Below are 18,117 nucleotides of genomic sequence, written 5' to 3'. Positions count from 1 at the left end.
GTCTTTTTCTCCTCATTATCCCTCACCTCATCCATATACATAGTGTACTATGGATTCCAATTCGGACTCCAATGGAATTAGGGGGCTAAAGAGAATTCTCCATCTAATTTTCGCGTACGGAGCCCATTTGAGCATTTAGCTGGAAATACTCCCGTTAATAGGATCACTTACAGCCGAATTTGCTAAAATACAGAAAATTAACGGGAGAAATTCCTTTTCATGCTGATTTTTGAGTAAAGTTGCATGAAATAACGGGAGCTTTTCCCGTTAATGCTGCTGATTGAATGCTTTCGGAGCGCGCGGCAAGCGGACGTTTATAACGCATGAAGCTTATGTCGACCGAAATGATTTTTTAGGCATGAAGCCAAATTCCTCTACCAATCGATCCATCCGGTACAGCGGCTTGTAATGATTTTTGGCGTCGTCAAAATGACTGAGATCGTACACCGCGGCTTGGTCGCCTAGCAGTGATCGGAGCAGGGAAAGCGATGGGACTGAAGCGCTGACGTCAGGTCCTACAAAATTGCATGTAATCACCCTGTCCTTCGGTGGCGCATTTATGATTTTTATTAGTCCGTCCACCACATCGCTCACGTATACATGCCCGAACTGAATGAACGGGACAGAAAGTGAAGGGGGATCATCCATGACAGGCGCAGTCCATTTACCATCCGTTGCGACCGCTCCTAGCCTTAAGTTGATAAAGTCGGCGCCGGGACTCATTCTATGAAAATAGCGGGTTAAATCCTCGACCATTGCTTTGCTGAGGCCATAGGCGTCTTTTGCCAGGCAGGGATGGTCTTCCGGTATGGGAAGCTCGAGCGGCATAAAATCGTCATGCAGGCTTCCTGTTGCGGCAATGGAGCTAGCCGTTATAAACCTCGAGCAGCCACGATCGAGTAAATACCGATAAAGCCTTCTTGTTCCTTGCACATTTACAGCAAGAGCGCTCTCCTCGTCACTTCCGCCCGTTACCGCAGCCAGGTGGACAACAACGTCGATTGGTATGCCATCCAGCTGATGCAAATCCTCCGTTTCATGAAACGACCCTTGTATGAAAGTAAAAGATTCATCGCCACCCAAAGGACTCCGTCCCATACCGGTTACGGAATGGTTTTGAACTAGCTTTTCAACTAAACGCTGTCCGATAAATCCATTAACACCTGTGATCAGAATATTCATCGTGAGGAGTCTCCTTTTAAAAGATCGAATGTACGGATTAACGTTTTATTTTACTGCTGTTTCGGCTAGGCCAGCAGGTTTGGTGATTCTAGTGAGGCAATCATAGGCTTTTGCTCAATTGGCGAAGACATCACGATCAGAATCGTATACGTCCCATATTTATCGCATAAATTGCCGAATTCCTCGAGAGAACGAGTGGAGTCGGTCACCACCTTCAATAAATAGTTGTGTTCTCCGCTGATGCGGTAGCATTCCGCGACCTCGGGTGCTGAGCGGCAAAAATCGAGGAAAGCGTGGCAATCTCTTGTGCTAAAAAGGATGTAGCCAGCTGTTTGCTTCCCTATTTTTTCTGGAGATATAATCGTGCGATACTCCTCGATGATTCCTTTTTCCTCCATGCGCTTGACTCGCTCGGTTACTGCGGGCTGCGATAATCCGACGCACTTGCCGAGCTCCGTCATCGAAATTCTCGCTTGGTTCTGAAGATAAAACAGAATTTGCTTATCAATATAGTCCATCCGAGCGGGCTCCTTTAAATTCAAAGATTTTATATGAAAGTAACTCGTTTTCCTTTGTAAGGAGGCAGATTTAGCTTTATCGCCTTATGTAAGGCGAATGACTTAATTAATATAATATACTCACAATAGTAAAGTGATCAAGGCTTTAACTATTCAGAGAGGATGAACATGATTGAGTCATTTGAATGTAAACAAAATGAACCAGTATGATTTACAAGCGCGCATTGATGAAGTTATCGATCGTACCCTTGCCGAGAAACGGCTGGTTGGCGCTGTCATAAAAGTATCGTTAGATGGGGGACTGGAATATAGCCGAGCTGCCGGATTTGCTAACCGCGAAAGTAACGAGCAGATGCAAGATGATACATTATTCCGCTTTGCTTCCGTAACCAAACCCATCGTATCCACGGCAGCCCTTGTGTTGGTTGCGCAAGGCCGTCTGCGGCTGGATGATCGCGTAGATCGGTGGCTCCCTGCGTTTCAGCCGCGCTTGCCAAATGGCGAGCCTGCGACATTGACGATCCGTCACTTGATGACGCATACCGCAGGACTGACCTACCGCTTCTTCCAAGAGGATAATGGTTCCTATGAGCGAGCGGGCGTATCCGACGGCATGGATCAACCCGGTATCACGCTGGAAGAGAACCTTAGTCGTCTCGCTTCTGTACCGTTGCTCTACGAACCGGGCACAGAGTGGAAGTACTCAATCGCAACGGATGTGCTGGGGGCAGTCATAGCAAAAGTAACAGATTCGCCTCTTAGCGAAGCCATTCGTTCTCTAATTACAGAACCGCTTGGACTTCATGATACCGGCTTTACAGCAGTTGATCCGGAAAGGTTGGCGGCTGTATACATTAATGATACACCAGAGCCGCGCCAATTGCAGGATGAAGGCAGTGTTGCCTTTTTGCAGGGGACGGCTGGATTCCGCTTGGCACCCGGCCGGGCGTTTGACGAATCAGCCTTTCCATCTGGCGGAGCAGGCATGGTCGGCAGCGCCGGTGATGTTCTTAAGCTGCTGGAAACGCTGCGTTTGGGCGGGTCGCCGCTTCTGCCTGAGCGCTTAGTTCGGGAAATGGCGACCAACCAAATTGGTGAACTGCCCATGCTTTATTGGCCAGGCCGAGGTTTCGGGCTTGGGTTTACGCTGCTCAAGGACCCGATAGCGGCAGGCACGCCAGAATCGGCGGGCACATGGCGGATGGGCGGGACGTATGGCCATACGTGGTTCGTAGATCCAGCTAAAAAGCTTAGTGTGGTCGCTTTTACCAACACAGCCTTGGAAGGCATGTCGGGCCAGTTTACGGTTGATCTCTGTGAAGCGATTTATAAAGGAATAAACAAATAAAGCAGGAACAGGAGCCTTGGTACGGGATAAGCCGGCCTAGGCTCTTTTTATAACCGAATACATTAGGGAGTGATGGTTTTGATTCAAAACGGTTCACATCAAAGAGCTGCAACCCCCATATTTTTTATTGCGCTTGGATTATTTGGCGTATACACCATTGAGTTTGGCGTGGTTGGCATACTTCCGGCGATTATTGAACGATACGATGTCAGCACATCTCAGGCCGGTATGCTTGTTGGCTTGTTTGCCCTTGTCATTGCGCTTGCCGGTCCTTTTATGGTTTTGCTTCTATCGCCGTACAATTCTAAAAAAGTGATGCTGCTATGCCTGCTCATATTTGCAGGAAGCAGCATAGGATCGGCATATGCGCCCAACTTTTATGTACTGCTGGCCCTTCGCGTTATTCCGGCATTGTTCCATCCCGTCTATTTTTCGCTTGCCTTCGCTGCCGCAGCGTCCCTTTATTCGAAGGAAAAAGCGACGGAAGCCTCGGCCAAAGCATTTGTAGGCACCAGCATGGGAATGGTGCTCGGAATACCGATTACGACCTATTTAGTCGATCAAATCTCATACGAGGCTTCCTTCCTTTTTTGTGCTGCTGTAAATATCGCCGCTAGCACAGGGATTGCCCTCATGCTTCCAAAACCGCCTAGCGCGGAGAAAATTTCTTACGGAAAGCAGCTAGGCATCTTGCGTAAAATTCCCTTATGGATAAATATTAGCGCATCCACCTTCCTATTTGCTGCTATGTTTTCGGTATATAGCTACTCTGCCGAATATTTAAAACAAGTAATGGGAATGAGCGGCAATGCCATTAGCGTTATGCTTATTGTTTTTGGGATCTCCGGCATGTCGGGCAATTTGCTGGCTGGAAAGCTGATCGGATTAAATATGGTAAAGACGACTATTTTGCATCCGCTCGTCTTAGCGATTTCCTTCTTGCTGCTTTATTTGGGAGAGGCATCCTTTGTTCCTATCGTCATTATTACCGTGTTGTGGGGAGCTGCTCATACAAGCGGACTTATAGTCACGCAGATATGGTTAACATCCGAGGCGCCGGAGGCTCCTGAATTTGCCACCGGCGTATATATTTCCTTTATCAATCTGGGCGTGTTCATCGGTTCGGCTGCAGGCGGGTGGTTTCTAACCGCGTTTGGCATGAAGGGCGTGATTGGGAGCGGACTGCTTTTTATTTTGCTGGCGATGGTCTGTATTGTCGTAAAAGTTATCTTTTTTCATCCAACAAGCTCGAAAGCGAAGGCAAGTCAGCTATCAAAATGAGGGGGAACATATTTTGAGCGAGCAGTGAAGTATGGTAGATTTATAGGATTAGGGTAATCTCCTTATAAATGGATAATCTGTTTTGCAATCCTGCTGCTATTGCTCGATTAGGAAGGAACGTTCAAGCCATAAAAGGAGGTTCTTCTATGGGTTATATGATGGATCTTAGAAGCTTGGTGGGGACAAGGCCGCTTATCATGGCTGGCGCCTGCGTTTTATTATGCAAGGAGGATTCACTGCTTCTGCAAAGACGGTCAGACAACGGTTTTTGGGGGCTTCCCGGAGGGGCGATGGAGCCAGGGGAGGCGCTGACCGAGGTCGCAAGGCGGGAGCTATTGGAGGAAACGGGATTAATAGCGGGGAGTCTGGCGCTATTTGACGTATTCTCTGGGCCAGAGCTCTACTATAAGTATCCGCATGGAGACGAGGTGTATAACGTCTCTACCGCGTATATCTGTTCGGATTTTGAAGGGATGCTTAAAGAGGATGGAACAGAGACTCTGGAGCTGCGTTTTTTTGAATTTGATTCAATCCCGCAGGAGCTAAGCCCTCCGGATCGGCCGGTTATTCATGCTTTTCTGGAGCGCTTCATAATCAATAAAAACAACCCGGAAGGCGGTGCCTGAAATGCAGACGCTAATCGTTATTTTATTATTGATCATCATCGGGCTGCTGCTTCGAATCAATTCGAAATTGCCGAGGCGTGATTTAGCAACGGAAGCGGTTGAACGATACCATGAAGAACGGTCGAAGGATAAATAAAGAAGGAGCAGCTACCCAGGCTGCTCCTTCTTCCGTTAATATTTTAGCTTCAATAGATTGCGCTCCGTTATGAAGGTTGTCGTATTGAAGAGCAGCAGCACGTCTTTAATGCCGTTTTCCTCCATGTAGCTGCTAATACTGCCGTTGTAGTAGCGAATGTCGATTACATGGATGTCTTTCACATGCTGCGTAAGGAAAGGCAGGAAGCTGTGCGCATAGGAATCTTTGATGACCAGCAGCTTTTCTTGATCTGTTTTCTCTGCTGGAAGATCGGTATGAAGCGTCATTAGCGCATGCACGCCTCCAAGGAAATACGAGTATTTGTCTTTTTTCTCTAAGTAGCTCGCATCGTACATGCCAGCATAGGTTTTGTCCGTATCCGCGACATACATCTCCGTTGCAAAGCCATGTTTCTCTATATAAGCTTGTATGGCATCTGGCTTTAATCCGCTGAACTGACCGCGCGTATGGTAGCTGCCTAGAAACGAATCGCTGACTGTCTCTATATCGAATTCGCTCTCGGCAGCAGCCGTCCAGCCCATTTTCTCTGCATAGGCGACATAGGCAAGATAGGCGCCATAGGTCGTCCAGTGATGATCGGTTTTATAGTAGATGGGCTTCGAGCCGCCAGCTGCGGGGCGAAGGAAATCGAAGCCGTCAATGAATGACAGGCTGTCTTCAACCTGCTTCCCGATAAAGCTGTTTACCTTCGATTGCGGATAAGCTTCAGCCAGCCATGGCAGCCGCTCCGGATACATGCCGATGGAGGTTGGCGCGAGCATGAACGTCATGTTCGCATCCGGATGGCTTTGCGCATACTTCTTCACCGCAGACGCATACTCCTCGATTTCCGTATCGCTTGGCTCGTTAAATTTTTCGAACAAATAGCCGTCCTTGCCTTTATAGATGCCGTTATTCTCCTGCTGCAGCCGAAGCTGCTCCAGCATCGACTTCGTCCAAACAAAGTTCGTTCGGAATGGAAAATGGTCGGTTACGTAGCTCTCCGCGTCCTCGGAGAACTTCTTGGACCAAAGATTTTCCCAAGTAAGCTTAGGCGCTTTCTGGAGCGTACGGTTCTCCACGTCGGAGAACACTTGCACAGGCAGCATGAAAAATAATAACGACATGGCAAACAGAACGATGACGAAGCCCCACACGAAGGCGCGATCCGTCTTTTTGCCCATATCTGCCCGCCTCCTTCTTCGTTAAAAACGGAAATATAAAAATGGATTGAACGTGGCATCAACTAAATAAGCGACCGACATGAAAAAGAGTATCGCATGCCAGCCAAGCTGAGCGACAGGCCCGAAGCTGCGCTTGATCTCCCGTTTTGGCATGGAAGCCACGACGAGCAATACGAGCAGAATCGCGTTCGTGTATAACAAATATAATGACTCATTATTCCATAAGGGCTGATGATTAAATCCAAACATGGCTGCAAAATAAGCGCCCATATAGGACAGCTCGTCGAATGCAAAAAATACCCAGCCGATCAAGATGAGGAGCAGCGCGTACGCATGCCGAACCCAGGCAGGCATACGCTGCAAGAACCTCAAGCCGAACCATTTTTCAAAGACAAGAACAACCCCGAAGTATAAGCCCCAGAGCAGAAAGTTCCAGCTCGCTCCGTGCCAAATGCCGGTCAGCAGCCAGACGATCATGATGTTCCGAAGCTGCTTCCACGGCCCTTTGCGATTGCCGCCAAGCGGAATATAGACATAGTCCCGAAACCAAGTGCTGAGCGAGATATGCCAGCGTCGCCAAAAGTCGGTAATGCTTCGCGCCGTATAGGGCCGGTTGAAGTTTTCGTTAAATCGGAAGCCAAACATCATGCCAAGCCCGATGGCCATATCGGAATAACCGCTGAAGTCAAAATAAATCTGGAATGCAAAGGCAATAATGCCTAGCCAAGCGGTCAACGCAGGCATCGTATCGGCGCTCGAAGCGGATATCGTATGCCAAAGCAGGCCGATATTGTTCGCCAGCAGCACCTTTTTCGCCAAACCGATAATGAACCGCCTTACGCCTTCGGCGAACAGCTCGATGTTGACGCTGCGATGGCGCAGCTGCTCGGCAATCGTCGAGTACTGCACGATAGGGCCGGCAACGAGCTGCGGGAACAAAGCGACAAAGGTCCCGAAGTCGATCCAGTTGCGCTGTGCCTTGGCGGTTCCCCGGTAGACGTCAATAATGTAAGACATGGACTGAAACGTATAAAACGATATGCCGATTGGCAGCGCCAGCTCGGTTAGCGGTATTTGCGTACCTAGCCATGCATTCACATTATAAATGAGAAAGTCAGCGTATTTAAAATAACCTAGCAAAGTTAAATTAACGATGATAGAGGCGACAACGATCCATTTCCGCTGCAAGCTGCTTAGCCTCGGATTGCTTAGCAGCAGTCCGAAGCTGTAATCCGTTACCGTGGATAGCAGCATGATGGCGATATACACTGGCTCGCCCCATGCGTAGAAGACAAGGCTGGTCACGAACAATACGAAGTTTTTAATACGCCACGGCGATATGAAGTAAAGCAGCAGTACAGCAGGCAGAAATAGAAATAAGAAGAGTAGACTGCTGAATACCATACTCGTTATTTTTTCTCGAAGTAGCTATCGAATTCCGTTACGAATTTATCGGGCTGATCAGAGATGACGAAAAATACGTAATTGCCTTTTGAAACAAGCTTGTAATTTTTAGCATTCTCGTATTGATCCTGCAAATAGGTTTCGAATTGCTTTTGTACATCGGCAGCACGCTTCTTAATGCCTTCTTCGACTGCCGCAACATCCTTGGCATCCTTCACTTTAAAGACGGCAACTTCATTCGTTTTTACGTTCATCATAGGCGACATAATCGTATATTCTTCCAGCAAAGCGGGGTCAATGTAATACATTTGCTTAACCATATCGCCTGTCATTTCGACTAATGCGGGCTGCTCGATTTTAGCCAACATGCCGTCAACCATTTCTTTGGTCGTCTTAGTCGTTACGAATTGATTTTCTTTATTAGCGGAAGTGCTGCTGTTTTTGTCCGAATTCCCATTGGAGCCGGAGCATGCTGTCAGTACAAGACCTAACGCAATAACAAGCATAAATGCAAAATAACTTTTTTTCATTGTAATCAATCTCCTCGATGTCTTTATTTGATGTTTACAAAAGCTAAAAACGGTTTGTTATTCGTGAATGTTGCAGTTTTATTTATTATGGTAAAAAATAACGCGGGTATTCACGGCTATATTCATGTGAGCTGCAAGCTCTCCTTTTAGAAAAATATCTGATTGGCATGTAGGATTTTATAAGATCATGTAGTTTAACCATAGTATTTGTGTTAGGTTTTCTAACTCACAACTAACAGAATAACGATTGAATGATGCTTTAGGAGGAGGGTGCCATGATCTCATTTCGGCAGGTCGAAAAGCATTACGGACATTTCCATGTGCTCAAAGCCATTAATCTCCAAATTGAGCAAGGTGAAGTAGTAGTCGTTGTGGGACCTTCTGGTTCAGGCAAAAGCACGCTGCTTCGGTGCATTAACCGATTGGAGACGATCACGAGCGGCGATGTCATTGTAAACGAGCATACGGTCAACGCCAAAAAGACGGATATCAATAAGCTAAGACGGGATATCGGAATGGTCTTTCAGCATTTCAATTTGTATCCTCATAAAAAAGTCATCGACAATATTACGTTAGCGCCAATGAAGGTGCTAGGGATGACGAGGCAGGACGCGGAAAAAACCGCGATGTACTATTTGGAGAAGGTCGGGATCGAGGATAAAGCAGGGCAGTATCCTTCGCAATTATCGGGAGGACAGCAGCAGCGGGTTGCGATTGCAAGGGGACTTGCGATGAAGCCGAAGGTGATGCTGTTTGACGAGCCAACCTCCGCGCTTGATCCGGAAATGGTCGGCGAGGTGCTTGATGTCATGAAGGCGCTTGCGAATGAGGGCATGACGATGGTTGTCGTAACGCATGAGATGGGATTTGCACGCGAGGTAGCCGACCGTGTCGTGTTTATGGATAAGGGACAAATCATCGAGGAAGCTTCGCCTGAGACGTTTTTTTCCAACCCGCGCGAGGAACGGGCACGCTTGTTTCTGAACCGGGTATTAAATCATTAATACAAAGGGGCGATTTTAATGATGGCAAAGAAATGGTTGAGCGTTGGCGTTATGATCATCGTATTGTCGGTGTTTGTGCTTGCGGGGTGCGGGGGGGCAAAGGAAAACGAGGCGAACAGCAGCCCAGGCGCCGGCAATGAGCCGGATGCTGCTGCAACGATTGTGGATACGATTAAAAAAAGAGGAAAGCTGGTTGTTGGCGTAAAGTACGACACGAAGCTGTTTGGATTAAAAAATCCTTCGAACAATGAAGTGGAAGGCTTCGATATCGACATCGCAAAGGCGCTTGCCAAATCGATTCTCGGGGACGAGACGAAGATCGAACTGAAGGAGGTCACCTCCAAAACGCGTATTCCGATGCTGGACAGCAATGAAATTGACTTAATTATTGCCACCATGACGATTACGGAGGAGCGGAGAAAGCAGGTTGATTTCTCCGAGGTGTATTTTAAAGCCGGGCAGTCCCTGCTCGTGAAAAAAGGAAGCGCGATTAAAGGCATCGATGATGTCAAAAAGGGAACAAAAATACTCGCAGTAAAGGGCGCCACTTCCGTCGATAACATTATTGAAAAATCGCCGGAAGCTACCGTGCTTGAATTTGATAATTATCAGGATGCCTTCAGCGCGCTGAAAGCCGGCCAAGGCGATGCGCTAACGACGGACAATGCGATCCTGTACGGCATGATGGCGCAAGATGCTGGCTTCGAAGTAGTCGGCGAGCCTTTCACGGATGAGCCGTATGGCATTGCGATCAAGAAAGGCGAGACAGCGCTTGTGGATGCCGTCAATAAAGAGCTTGCTGCGCTGAAATCAAGCGGGGAATACAATAAAATCTACGAGAAATGGATCGGCACCATGCCGCTGGAGTAACGGGAAAACAACAAAAGGAGGGTGGCTGCGGCCGCCCTTATTTCATAGGTCAGATCCGCAAAGGAGGGTAAAAGATGCCTGATTTCTCGATCTTAACCTCGCATTTGGACCTCTATATGGAGGGTTTCGTCAATACGGTCTACTCCAGCATCATTGCGCTGATCGGCAGCTTCGTGTTGGGGACGATCATTGCCGTATTCCGCATTACGTCAATTAAGCCATTGCGATGGGCGGGTACGGCGTACGTTGAATTTATCCGAAACATTCCGCTGCTGCTCGTTGTTTATGTATTTTACTTGGTGCTGCCGTCGCTCGGTATTGTGCTAAGCGGATTTATTTGCGGAACGATCGGCCTTGCGGTATATACGTCCTCTTTTATAGCGGAAGCCATACGAGCGGGCATTATGTCCGTGCCAAAAGGGCAGACGGAGGCGGCGATGTCCTCCGGACTCACGTATGTGCAGACGATGAGGCATGTCATTCTTCCGCAAGCGATCAAAATCGTCATCCCTCCGCTCAGCAACCAATTTATTAACTTGGTCAAAAATACTTCGGTGCTTAGCGTGGTAGCGGGCCTAGATCTTATGTACTTTGGCGATAAGGTGGCAAGCAAAACCTATATTTATATGGATACCTATATCATTGTCGGGCTCTTTTATTTGCTGCTGACTCTCCCTTTAAGTTATATGGCGCTTCAACTGGAGCGAAGACTGGCCAAACGCGGATAGAGAGGAGGAGGACAAATGGATTTTGCCAATGCTTTTACCATCGATAATTTGACATTTATTCTCGAAGGGTTCTACATGACGCTTAAAGTGGCGTTCAGCTCCATTATATTAAGCTTTGTGCTTGGCGCGATCGTAGGCACGATTCGTTATATGAAGGTTCCGGTGCTATCGCCGATTCTCGCCGTTATCGTTGAGCTGATTCGTAATTTGCCGCTGCTGCTCATTATTTTTTTCACGCGGTTCGCTTTGCCGGAGGTCGGCATTCAGCTTGGACCCGTGTACGCGTCCATTATTGCTTTGACCTTGTTCGAGGGGGCCATGATATCTGAAATCGTCCGCAGCGGTCTTAATTCCATTGAGAAAGGGCAAATCGAAGCGGCTCGTTCCTCCGGCCTCAGCCATCTCCGCACGCTGTGGCATATCGTGCTGCCGCAGGGGCTTCGCCGCATGGTGCCGCCGCTGGTCAGCCAGTTTATCTCGCTGCTCAAAGATACCTCATTAGCCGTTGTCATTTCATTGCCTGAGCTGATGAACCAATCGAAAATCGTCATCGGGCAGAGCATAACGTATGCCATCCCGGTTCTATTGTTCGCTGCGCTTCTATACTTTATGGTGAATTATGCTTTATCTTTGATTGCCAAGAAGCTGGAGACCAAGATGGTTTAACGGCGGCAGCGATCCAAAAGTTGACTTCGCAGGAGGTCAGCTTTTTTTTGTGACCATTGTCGCAATATTCAAAAAAGTGTATGAAAATAACGGCCCGTTGTTTACAATTATTTTAAATGGGGGGAATGGCTTGCGAAAATATACGAATAACATAGGGATGCAAATGATACTAATAGCAGTAGTGACCGCGGTAGCGGGCGAATTTAAAATAACGCCCTTTAGCGGTGACTTGTTCCGAATCGGGCTTGGCAGCAGCGCCTTTCTGCTATTGCTTGTGTTGTTAAGGCATCTGCCTTATGTGTATACGGGTATCGTTACGGGGGTAACGGTGCTCGCCTTCCGATCGGTTATCGACGGCTTCGTTTCATTCGAAACGTTCTCGCTTATCGCAAGCATGAAGACGCATCTCTCAGCGTCGCTTTATTACATTATTTTCGCCGTAGGAATGAAGCAGATCCAGCCCTATTTGCCCAAGCTACACCCTTTGCTGCTGGCCGGCGTCTTTTCGGGCATTGATTTCATTTCCAATGAACTAGAGCTGCTTACACGCAGCCTTATATTTGATTTGCCATCCTTTTATTCTGGGCAATGGCTGCTGCTCGGCGCCACCTCCGTTGTTCGAAGCTTGTTTGTGGTTGGCATATTCAGCAGCATGATGATCAATCAGATGCGGGTCGTACATAACGAACAGAAAAAAAGAATGGATCAAATGCTAAACTTCGGATCAGGGCTGTATGGGGAAGTCTTTTATTTGAAAAAATCGATGGATGCCATCGAGCGAATTACTTCCCAAAGCTACGATTTGTACGGGAAGCTGAGTGATGCCGGAGATAAAAACATAAGCCGGTCGATGCTGGACATCACGCAGCAGATTCATGAAGTGAAGAAGGACTCTCAGCGCATCTTATCCGGCTTGCTGAAGCTGTTCGACCGCGAATCGGCCTCTGATATGACGCTATCGGAAATTATTATTTTCGTCATCGAATCCAATGAGCATTACAGCCGGATGCTGAAAAAAGAGGTTCATTATGAAAAACGGATCGGCACCGATTACGCGACCGCTCATTATATTCCGTTATTGACGATGCTTAACAATCTCGTTTCAAATGCAGTGGAGGCCATTGATACGAGTGGAACGGTTCGGATTAGCGTGTATGAGCAGGCGAATGAAACGGTGCTCGTCGTGTCGGATACGGGGGAAGGCATTGCGGAGCAAAATAAGGACATTATTTTTGAACCGGGATTTACGACCAAATTTAATATGGAAGGCTGTGCGGCGACCGGAATCGGCTTATCGCATGTTCGCGATATCGTCAGGTCTACTGGGGGAAGGCTGCGCCTGCAAGCATCCAGTCCGTATAAGGAAACGACCTTTGTTGTCGCTTTTTCAACCGATACATTGAAAATAGGGGTGTGAAGACCGATGCTTTCATTTGGTATTGTGGATGATGATGCGGCCAGCATACTGATGCTTCAAAACATCATTGAAAAAAGCTGGCTTGGCGAGGTTATCGTTACTGCGGAGGATGGAAGCGACGGGGAGAGGGCTGTTCTGGGCGCGAATCCGGACATCGTGCTTATCGATTTGCTGATGCCCGAGCAAGATGGAATCGAGACGATCAACAACTTGAAGCTAAGGGGCTACAACGGCAAGTTTGTGATGATCTCGCAAATCGAGAGCAAAGATATGATCGGGAAGGCGTATCAAGCCGGTATCGAATATTATATTCAGAAGCCGATTAATTTGGTGGAAGTGCAGGCTGTACTGTCCAAAGTGAATGAGCACTGGAAGATTGGCTGTTATTTAAAAGAGATGAAGGACTCTATGGCAAAGCTGAGCAACTTATATATAGACGCGGGGAGCAGCCAGCGGAAAATGACCGTTCGCGAAACGGTTCAGCCTATATTGAGAGATTTGGGTGTCGTCGGCGAAATCGGCAGCAGGGATATTGTCGAAATGATGGAATATCTGGTTCAGCACAATAAATCGGAGTCGCTCCCGCCTTTGAAAGAACTATACGAGCTTATTGCCCGTACCCATCATGATCAAGGCAAAGAGGGCAAGGCAGTCGAGCAGCGGATTCGCCGTACGCTGATGAGCGCGCTCTCGAATCTCGCAAGCATCGGTTTGGCAGACTATAGCAATCCTAAATTCGAGCATTATGCTCCGCTTTATTTTGACTTTCAAGACATTCGTTTGAAAATGAAAGAGATTGACGAGCAGCTGCAGCCGGAGAAGATTAAAGTGAACATTAAGAAGTTTCTGCAGGTGCTTTACTTAGAAGTGCTGGATAGACAAAGAAGCGAGCAATAGAATAGGTGAATTGATCCTTTGATCGTCCAAAGCGTCGCAGCCTTAACGGCAGTGATGCTTTTTTTGCGTTTCCTTGGAAGCATAGGGAAATGGCAGTTGGATAAAATAACAGCAGCCTGATTTTATTCTGACTAACATGGGGTGCCTGCTTGATACAATTCAAAAACGTGACGAAACGTTACCACGACGGAATGACCGCTTTAAAAGGAATCGACCTGGAAATCAAGGAAGGCGAGCTGATTACGTTGATTGGGCCAAGCGGCTGCGGCAAGACGACGACGATGAAGATGATTAATCGTTTGGTCGAGCCTTCCTCGGGTCAAATTCTGATCGGCGGGAAGGACATTTCCCGCATTAATCCGGTCGAGCTGAGAAGAAATATCGGATACGTCATTCAGCATATCGGTTTGTTTCCGCATATGACGATCAAAGAGAACGTAGCGATCGTGCCTAAGCTGAAGGGCATCGCCAAAGATACATACGAGAAGCGTATCGATGAATTGATGGAGATGGTGGGACTCAAACCAAGCGAGTATCGGGACCGTTATCCCGCCGAGCTAAGCGGAGGCCAGCAGCAGCGAATCGGCGTCATTCGGGCGCTTGCGGCGGAGCCGTCGATTATTTTGATGGACGAGCCGTTCAGCGCGCTTGATCCGATTAGCCGGGAACAGCTGCAGGATGAATTAATTCATTTGCAGGAGGAGGTCAAAAAAACGATTGTTTTCGTCTCGCATGATATGGATGAAGCGCTGAAAATAGCCGATCGCATCGTCTTGATGCAAGGCGGCGAGATCGTGCAGGCGGATACGCCAGACCGCATTCTTCGCCGTCCGAAAAACGATTTTGTCCGCACGTTTATTGGCGGCAACCGCTTGAACGAATCGGAGCAGCTGACGGTGGACGATGTCATGGTTCCGAACCCGGTTACCGTTTCTTTGACGCGCGGCCTTGCTCATGGGGCGAAGCTGATGAAGCAATTCCGGGTAACCAGCTTGCTCGTAACCGATAGGCATCGCCATTTGAAGGGGATCGTAACGAAAGAAATGCTGGAGGAGCAGTACCACCATGAGGATTTGACGCTTCAGGACATCATGAAATCGGATGTTCCAACCGTACTGGCTGGTACGGGTGTTGCAGACGCCGTGGAGCTGATGAGGCAGCATGGCTTGTACAGCCTTCCGGTCGTCCATCCGAGCGGCTTATTAGCCGGCTTAGTCACCAATTCCAGTCTAATTGACGCTCTGCTAAAGCAGATTTAAGAGGGAGGTAGCCATGAATTTCTGGGATGTGATCATAAGCCGCCAAGAAGATATATTTCGCGCGACCATGGAGCATATCGAGCTATCGTTTATCGCCCTTTTGATCGCGATCGTCATTTCGATTCCGATGGGGCTGCTCCTTACCCGTTTTCCACGGTTTGCGTCACCGGTAATCGGCGTAGCCTCCTTGTTTCAAACCATTCCAAGCTTAGCCTTGCTCGGGTTCATGATTCCGATCCTTGGAATAGGCATGTTTCCGGCGATCGTAGCTTTGACCGTCTATGCGCTGCTTCCCATTCTGAGAAACACATATACCGGTATTATGAATGTGGAGAAGCCGATTAAAGAAGCCGGGATCGGCATGGGGATGACGAGCATGCAGGTGATGATGAAGGTGGAGCTGCCGCTTGCTTTGAGCGTCATTATGGCGGGCATCCGCACGGCCACCGTAATGTTGATTGGCGTTGCCACGCTTGCATCGCTTGTTGGGGCGGGCGGGCTTGGCGATTTGATTTTCCGGGGCATATCGACGGTTAATACGGAATTGATTTTGGCAGGGACGATTCCATCTGCATTATTAGCTTTGCTCTTTGACTATTTGCTGGGCTGGATGGAGCGGGCAGTCACTCCAAAAGGGACGCGAAAAGGCGGCAAAAAAACGTCCAAGCTCGTAAAAGGCTTGCGAATTGGTCTAGGCACGGTACTGATTCTGGCAATTGCGGCAGGCATCGTGGCGAAAGGAAATCCATTTGGTTCCGATTCCATCGTTGTGGGCGGGAAAAATTTTACCGAGCAGGATATTTTAGCGCATATGATGGCGTCTTTGATCGAGGCGAAGACGGACCTCAAGGTCGTCCGCAAACCTTTTCTCGGTGGATCGCAGGTCACGCACAGTGCGCTGGTCAAAGGCAACATCGATATTTACCCGGAGTATACCGGAACCGGCTGGACATCGGTGCTGAAGGAAGAGCCGATCGGCGGCAAGCCGGAGGAAACGTATGAGAGAGTGAAGGCTGCTTATGAAAAGAACTTCAATGTGACATGGCTGCAGCCCATCGGCTTCAACAATACTTACACGCTTGCTATGAAACGGGAACGAGCCGAGCAGGAAGGGATCGAAACCTTTGCGGATTTGGCGCAGAAATCACAAAAATTCATTTTGGGCGCGACGCATGAGTTTTTGGAACGCCCAGATGGATATATCGGCCTGCAGAAGGCATATGGAATGAAGTTCAAGGAAGTGAAGGGGCTGGACCCCGGCCTAACCTATAGCGCGGTTAAAGAAGGAACGACGGACGTGAATGACGCCTTCTCCACGGATGGCCGTATAGAAGCGTTTGGCCTGAAGGTAATCAAGGATGATAAGCAGTATTTCCCGCCTTATTACGCAGTGCCCATTATCCGGATGGACACGCTTAAGGAGCATCCCGAGCTGGCGGAGGTGCTTAATCTGCTTGCGGGCAAAATCGATGACCGTGCGATGTCGGTGCTGAACGGCAAGGTCGATCTCGAAGGGAAGCAAGCACGCGAGGTCGCCGAGCAGTGGCTGAAGGATGCGGGACTGATCGAGGGTAAATGAAAAATAGAGCTAGAAACTAGCTCTATTTCATTCAAAATAACTGAAATTACGGGAATAAGTCTAGAAACTAGACTTATTTCGGCGCGCTCTCCGCCAAATGAGGTGCCGAGACACCCCGCCGGCTGAATATAGAGCTTTTATTTGTGCGCGCTTGTGCTGGAATAATTGCGATCCTCGGAGTTGCTGCTCACAAGCTCGCATAAGCCTGTTGCTGCAAGCTTGTCCAAGTACGCGGCAACGGCGATGTAGATGCCCGGCTTGCCGGTTGACATTCGTTCATCCGAAGCGAGCTTCTGCTCGATCAAGAAATTCGAGATCGCCAGCGTGCTGATGCGCCCATATTTCAAGGCATCGTCAACGACGCGCTGTGCGGAAGGAGCCAGGTAAAAAGGGCTGGACTTCTTAGCGCTTCCGCTGCTCAACTCGGCTTCTCGCAAGGCGGCGGCTCCCAGCTTCCTGCCGGCCTCCTCATAGGCATAAGCATCCTGATTAACAGCAGGCGTAGGCTCATCAAATACAAAAGCGCCTTGGCTCTCTTCCATTTCGTCGAAGACGAAGGCGCCCTGACTGCTTTCCGCATTGTCGAACACAAAGGCAGCTTGGCCGTCATCTGTTTCTGCAAAGCTAAAAGCAACCTGAGCGGTGTCCTCATCGTTAAAGCTGAAAGCAGCCTGTCCTTCGTTCGCGTCATGCGTGTCCACAGGATCGACTAGCCGGCCGCCGCTTTCTTGATCATCCGTGTCGTCTGCCGGCTCATTATAATAGGTTAGAGCGGCAGCAATCCTCTTCTGCCTGCTCGCTTGGTCAAGCTCGCGCAGCCTGCCGCGCAGGCGCGCCAGCTGCCTGTCGAGCAGCGGAAGCTTAGCGTCCAAATGCGCCTGGATATCTTGCGGCACCTCCAGCTCAGCGGGCAGCGGCAGGAAAAGATGCTGATCGAGCTGCCAGCCATCCCGGTATTTGATGAGCATTTCGTTCAGCTCGCCATCAAGCACATCAAAGCCCTTTATAATATCCGAAATCGCCTTCGCATCGATACCGGTATGCAGCTGCAAATGCTCAATTCCAAAGTAGCGTACCGTGTTCGAAGGCAGATGAAGCACTTGATGCTGATAGCGCAGCGATCTGCCGCATTCGCATTTCGTATGCGGCGACACTTCGCCGCTATCGGTAAACCCGATATAATCCCATTCCTCGATAAATGACTCTATATCTTCAAACTGTGCATCCTCGGGGATGAATTGGCATTTTTTGCGTGCCAGCTGCCGTGCGAACAAGGTTCTCCGGCCTCTAACCAGCTCATGATGCAAAAAATGACGTTGCTCCTCCGACAGTTTTCCCATGATGTGATCGCGCTGCTCCAGCGTCATCTCGTATTTCATCTCGCACCTCGCACTCTGAACCTTTATTTATTCACATTATAGATGGGGATGAGGAAGAAGTCATTAGCGATGAGGTGTATAATAGGGAGAAGTTGAAGTCATTACATCA

The 18,117-nt window shown here is 48.7% G+C and carries 18 protein-coding genes; 12 read left to right on the top strand and 6 right to left on the bottom strand.

Features of this window, described 5'->3' with window-relative positions; all coding sequences use genetic code 11:
- Nucleotides 1–330: 330 nt before the first annotated feature.
- The gene (locus tag ADU23_RS03950; protein ID WP_053372560.1) at nucleotides 331–1,182 is read right to left on the bottom strand and encodes an NAD-dependent epimerase/dehydratase family protein; all 852 of its coding nucleotides are present in this window, start codon (nucleotides 1,180–1,182) and stop codon (nucleotides 331–333) included.
- Nucleotides 1,183–1,247: 65 nt separating this feature from the next.
- The gene (locus ADU23_RS03945; RefSeq protein ID WP_053372559.1) at nucleotides 1,248–1,700 is read right to left on the bottom strand and encodes an Lrp/AsnC family transcriptional regulator; all 453 of its coding nucleotides are present in this window, start codon (nucleotides 1,698–1,700) and stop codon (nucleotides 1,248–1,250) included.
- 196 nt (nucleotides 1,701–1,896) lie between these two features.
- Between ADU23_RS03945 and ADU23_RS03940 the strand changes: the two genes are divergently transcribed.
- From ADU23_RS03940 to ADU23_RS33915, 4 genes are all read left to right on the top strand, one after another.
- On the top strand, nucleotides 1,897–3,048 hold the full coding sequence (locus tag ADU23_RS03940; RefSeq protein ID WP_053377451.1) for a serine hydrolase domain-containing protein: 1,152 nt from the start codon (nucleotides 1,897–1,899) through the stop codon (nucleotides 3,046–3,048).
- Between the two features lie 78 nt (nucleotides 3,049–3,126).
- A complete protein-coding gene (locus tag ADU23_RS03935) occupies nucleotides 3,127–4,329 on the top strand; it encodes an MFS transporter (RefSeq protein ID WP_231637304.1) in 1,203 nt (400 codons plus the stop codon).
- Nucleotides 4,330–4,475: 146 nt separating this feature from the next.
- A complete protein-coding gene (locus ADU23_RS03930; RefSeq protein ID WP_053372557.1) occupies nucleotides 4,476–4,955 on the top strand; it encodes an NUDIX hydrolase in 480 nt (159 codons plus the stop codon).
- Nucleotide 4,956: 1 nt separating this feature from the next.
- Complete coding sequence (locus ADU23_RS33915; protein ID WP_255314300.1) at nucleotides 4,957–5,091, top strand: hypothetical protein; 135 nt, start codon at nucleotides 4,957–4,959, stop codon at nucleotides 5,089–5,091.
- A gap of 35 nt (nucleotides 5,092–5,126) precedes the next feature.
- Here ADU23_RS33915 and ADU23_RS03925 read toward each other — a convergent pair whose 3' ends face one another.
- From ADU23_RS03925 to ADU23_RS03915, 3 genes are read right to left on the bottom strand one after another with little or no spacing between them, the layout of a single operon-like run.
- Nucleotides 5,127–6,275, bottom strand: coding sequence for a DHHW family protein (locus ADU23_RS03925; RefSeq protein ID WP_053372556.1), 1,149 nt, complete (start codon nucleotides 6,273–6,275; stop codon nucleotides 5,127–5,129).
- 21 nt (nucleotides 6,276–6,296) lie between these two features.
- Nucleotides 6,297–7,679, bottom strand: a complete 1,383-nt coding sequence (locus ADU23_RS03920) for an MBOAT family O-acyltransferase (protein ID WP_053372555.1) — start codon at nucleotides 7,677–7,679, stop codon at nucleotides 6,297–6,299.
- 5 nt (nucleotides 7,680–7,684) lie between these two features.
- Nucleotides 7,685–8,209, bottom strand: a complete 525-nt coding sequence (locus tag ADU23_RS03915) for a DUF4358 domain-containing protein (RefSeq protein ID WP_053372554.1) — start codon at nucleotides 8,207–8,209, stop codon at nucleotides 7,685–7,687.
- A 275-nt stretch (nucleotides 8,210–8,484) separates the two neighbouring features.
- Here ADU23_RS03915 and ADU23_RS03910 point away from each other — a divergent pair, with 275 nt between their 5' ends.
- The 8 genes from ADU23_RS03910 to ADU23_RS33910 all read left to right on the top strand — a co-directional run bounded on the left by ADU23_RS03910 (nucleotide 8,485) and on the right by ADU23_RS33910 (nucleotide 16,629).
- Nucleotides 8,485–9,213: an amino acid ABC transporter ATP-binding protein gene (locus ADU23_RS03910; RefSeq protein WP_053372553.1), complete on the top strand. Its 729-nt coding sequence runs from the start codon at nucleotides 8,485–8,487 to the stop codon at nucleotides 9,211–9,213.
- Nucleotides 9,214–9,231: 18 nt separating this feature from the next.
- Nucleotides 9,232–10,083 carry a transporter substrate-binding domain-containing protein gene (locus ADU23_RS03905; protein WP_053372552.1) on the top strand — a complete coding sequence of 284 codons (852 nt, stop codon included), beginning with the start codon at nucleotides 9,232–9,234 and terminating at the stop codon, nucleotides 10,081–10,083.
- Between the two features lie 74 nt (nucleotides 10,084–10,157).
- A complete protein-coding gene (locus tag ADU23_RS03900) occupies nucleotides 10,158–10,811 on the top strand; it encodes an amino acid ABC transporter permease (RefSeq protein WP_053372551.1) in 654 nt (217 codons plus the stop codon).
- Between the two features lie 15 nt (nucleotides 10,812–10,826).
- Nucleotides 10,827–11,477: an amino acid ABC transporter permease gene (locus ADU23_RS03895; protein ID WP_053372550.1), complete on the top strand. Its 651-nt coding sequence runs from the start codon at nucleotides 10,827–10,829 to the stop codon at nucleotides 11,475–11,477.
- A gap of 49 nt (nucleotides 11,478–11,526) precedes the next feature.
- Nucleotides 11,527–12,894 carry an ATP-binding protein gene (locus ADU23_RS03890; protein ID WP_231637303.1) on the top strand — a complete coding sequence of 456 codons (1,368 nt, stop codon included), beginning with the start codon at nucleotides 11,527–11,529 and terminating at the stop codon, nucleotides 12,892–12,894.
- A gap of 6 nt (nucleotides 12,895–12,900) precedes the next feature.
- Nucleotides 12,901–13,791, top strand: a complete 891-nt coding sequence (locus ADU23_RS03885) for a response regulator (RefSeq protein ID WP_053372549.1) — start codon at nucleotides 12,901–12,903, stop codon at nucleotides 13,789–13,791.
- A gap of 149 nt (nucleotides 13,792–13,940) precedes the next feature.
- A complete protein-coding gene (locus ADU23_RS03880; RefSeq protein WP_053372548.1) occupies nucleotides 13,941–15,050 on the top strand; it encodes an ABC transporter ATP-binding protein in 1,110 nt (369 codons plus the stop codon).
- 13 nt (nucleotides 15,051–15,063) lie between these two features.
- Nucleotides 15,064–16,629 (top strand): glycine betaine ABC transporter substrate-binding protein, encoded by a 1,566-nt coding sequence (locus tag ADU23_RS33910; protein WP_053372547.1) that lies wholly within the window; start codon nucleotides 15,064–15,066, stop codon nucleotides 16,627–16,629.
- 137 nt (nucleotides 16,630–16,766) lie between these two features.
- On the opposite strand, the gene ADU23_RS03870 is transcribed toward ADU23_RS33910, so the two are convergent.
- Nucleotides 16,767–18,008 (bottom strand): DUF3895 domain-containing protein, encoded by a 1,242-nt coding sequence (locus tag ADU23_RS03870; RefSeq protein ID WP_053372546.1) that lies wholly within the window; start codon nucleotides 18,006–18,008, stop codon nucleotides 16,767–16,769.
- Nucleotides 18,009–18,117: the final 109 nt, after the last annotated feature.

This window comes from Paenibacillus sp. FJAT-27812 (assembly GCF_001273905.1).
In the GTDB taxonomy this organism is placed as follows: domain Bacteria; phylum Bacillota; class Bacilli; order Paenibacillales; family Paenibacillaceae; genus Pristimantibacillus.
This window is presented reverse-complemented; position numbering and strand designations above follow the sequence as displayed.

Coding starts and splice junctions, on each gene's coding strand:
- ADU23_RS03895 (WP_053372550.1), top strand. CDS start 10,827: ATGGATTTTGCCAATGCTTTTACCATCGATAATTTGACATTTATTCTC.
- ADU23_RS33910 (WP_053372547.1), top strand. CDS start 15,064: ATGAATTTCTGGGATGTGATCATAAGCCGCCAAGAAGATATATTTCGC.
- ADU23_RS03910 (WP_053372553.1), top strand. CDS start 8,485: ATGATCTCATTTCGGCAGGTCGAAAAGCATTACGGACATTTCCATGTG.
- ADU23_RS03950 (WP_053372560.1), bottom strand. CDS start 1,182: ATGAATATTCTGATCACAGGTGTTAATGGATTTATCGGACAGCGTTTA.
- ADU23_RS03870 (WP_053372546.1), bottom strand. CDS start 18,008: ATGAAATACGAGATGACGCTGGAGCAGCGCGATCACATCATGGGAAAA.
- ADU23_RS03945 (WP_053372559.1), bottom strand. CDS start 1,700: ATGGACTATATTGATAAGCAAATTCTGTTTTATCTTCAGAACCAAGCG.
- ADU23_RS03885 (WP_053372549.1), top strand. CDS start 12,901: ATGCTTTCATTTGGTATTGTGGATGATGATGCGGCCAGCATACTGATG.
- ADU23_RS03905 (WP_053372552.1), top strand. CDS start 9,232: ATGATGGCAAAGAAATGGTTGAGCGTTGGCGTTATGATCATCGTATTG.
- ADU23_RS03900 (WP_053372551.1), top strand. CDS start 10,158: ATGCCTGATTTCTCGATCTTAACCTCGCATTTGGACCTCTATATGGAG.
- ADU23_RS03925 (WP_053372556.1), bottom strand. CDS start 6,275: ATGGGCAAAAAGACGGATCGCGCCTTCGTGTGGGGCTTCGTCATCGTT.
- ADU23_RS03930 (WP_053372557.1), top strand. CDS start 4,476: ATGGGTTATATGATGGATCTTAGAAGCTTGGTGGGGACAAGGCCGCTT.
- ADU23_RS33915 (WP_255314300.1), top strand. CDS start 4,957: ATGCAGACGCTAATCGTTATTTTATTATTGATCATCATCGGGCTGCTG.
- ADU23_RS03920 (WP_053372555.1), bottom strand. CDS start 7,679: ATGGTATTCAGCAGTCTACTCTTCTTATTTCTATTTCTGCCTGCTGTA.
- ADU23_RS03915 (WP_053372554.1), bottom strand. CDS start 8,209: ATGAAAAAAAGTTATTTTGCATTTATGCTTGTTATTGCGTTAGGTCTT.
- ADU23_RS03940 (WP_053377451.1), top strand. CDS start 1,897: ATGAACCAGTATGATTTACAAGCGCGCATTGATGAAGTTATCGATCGT.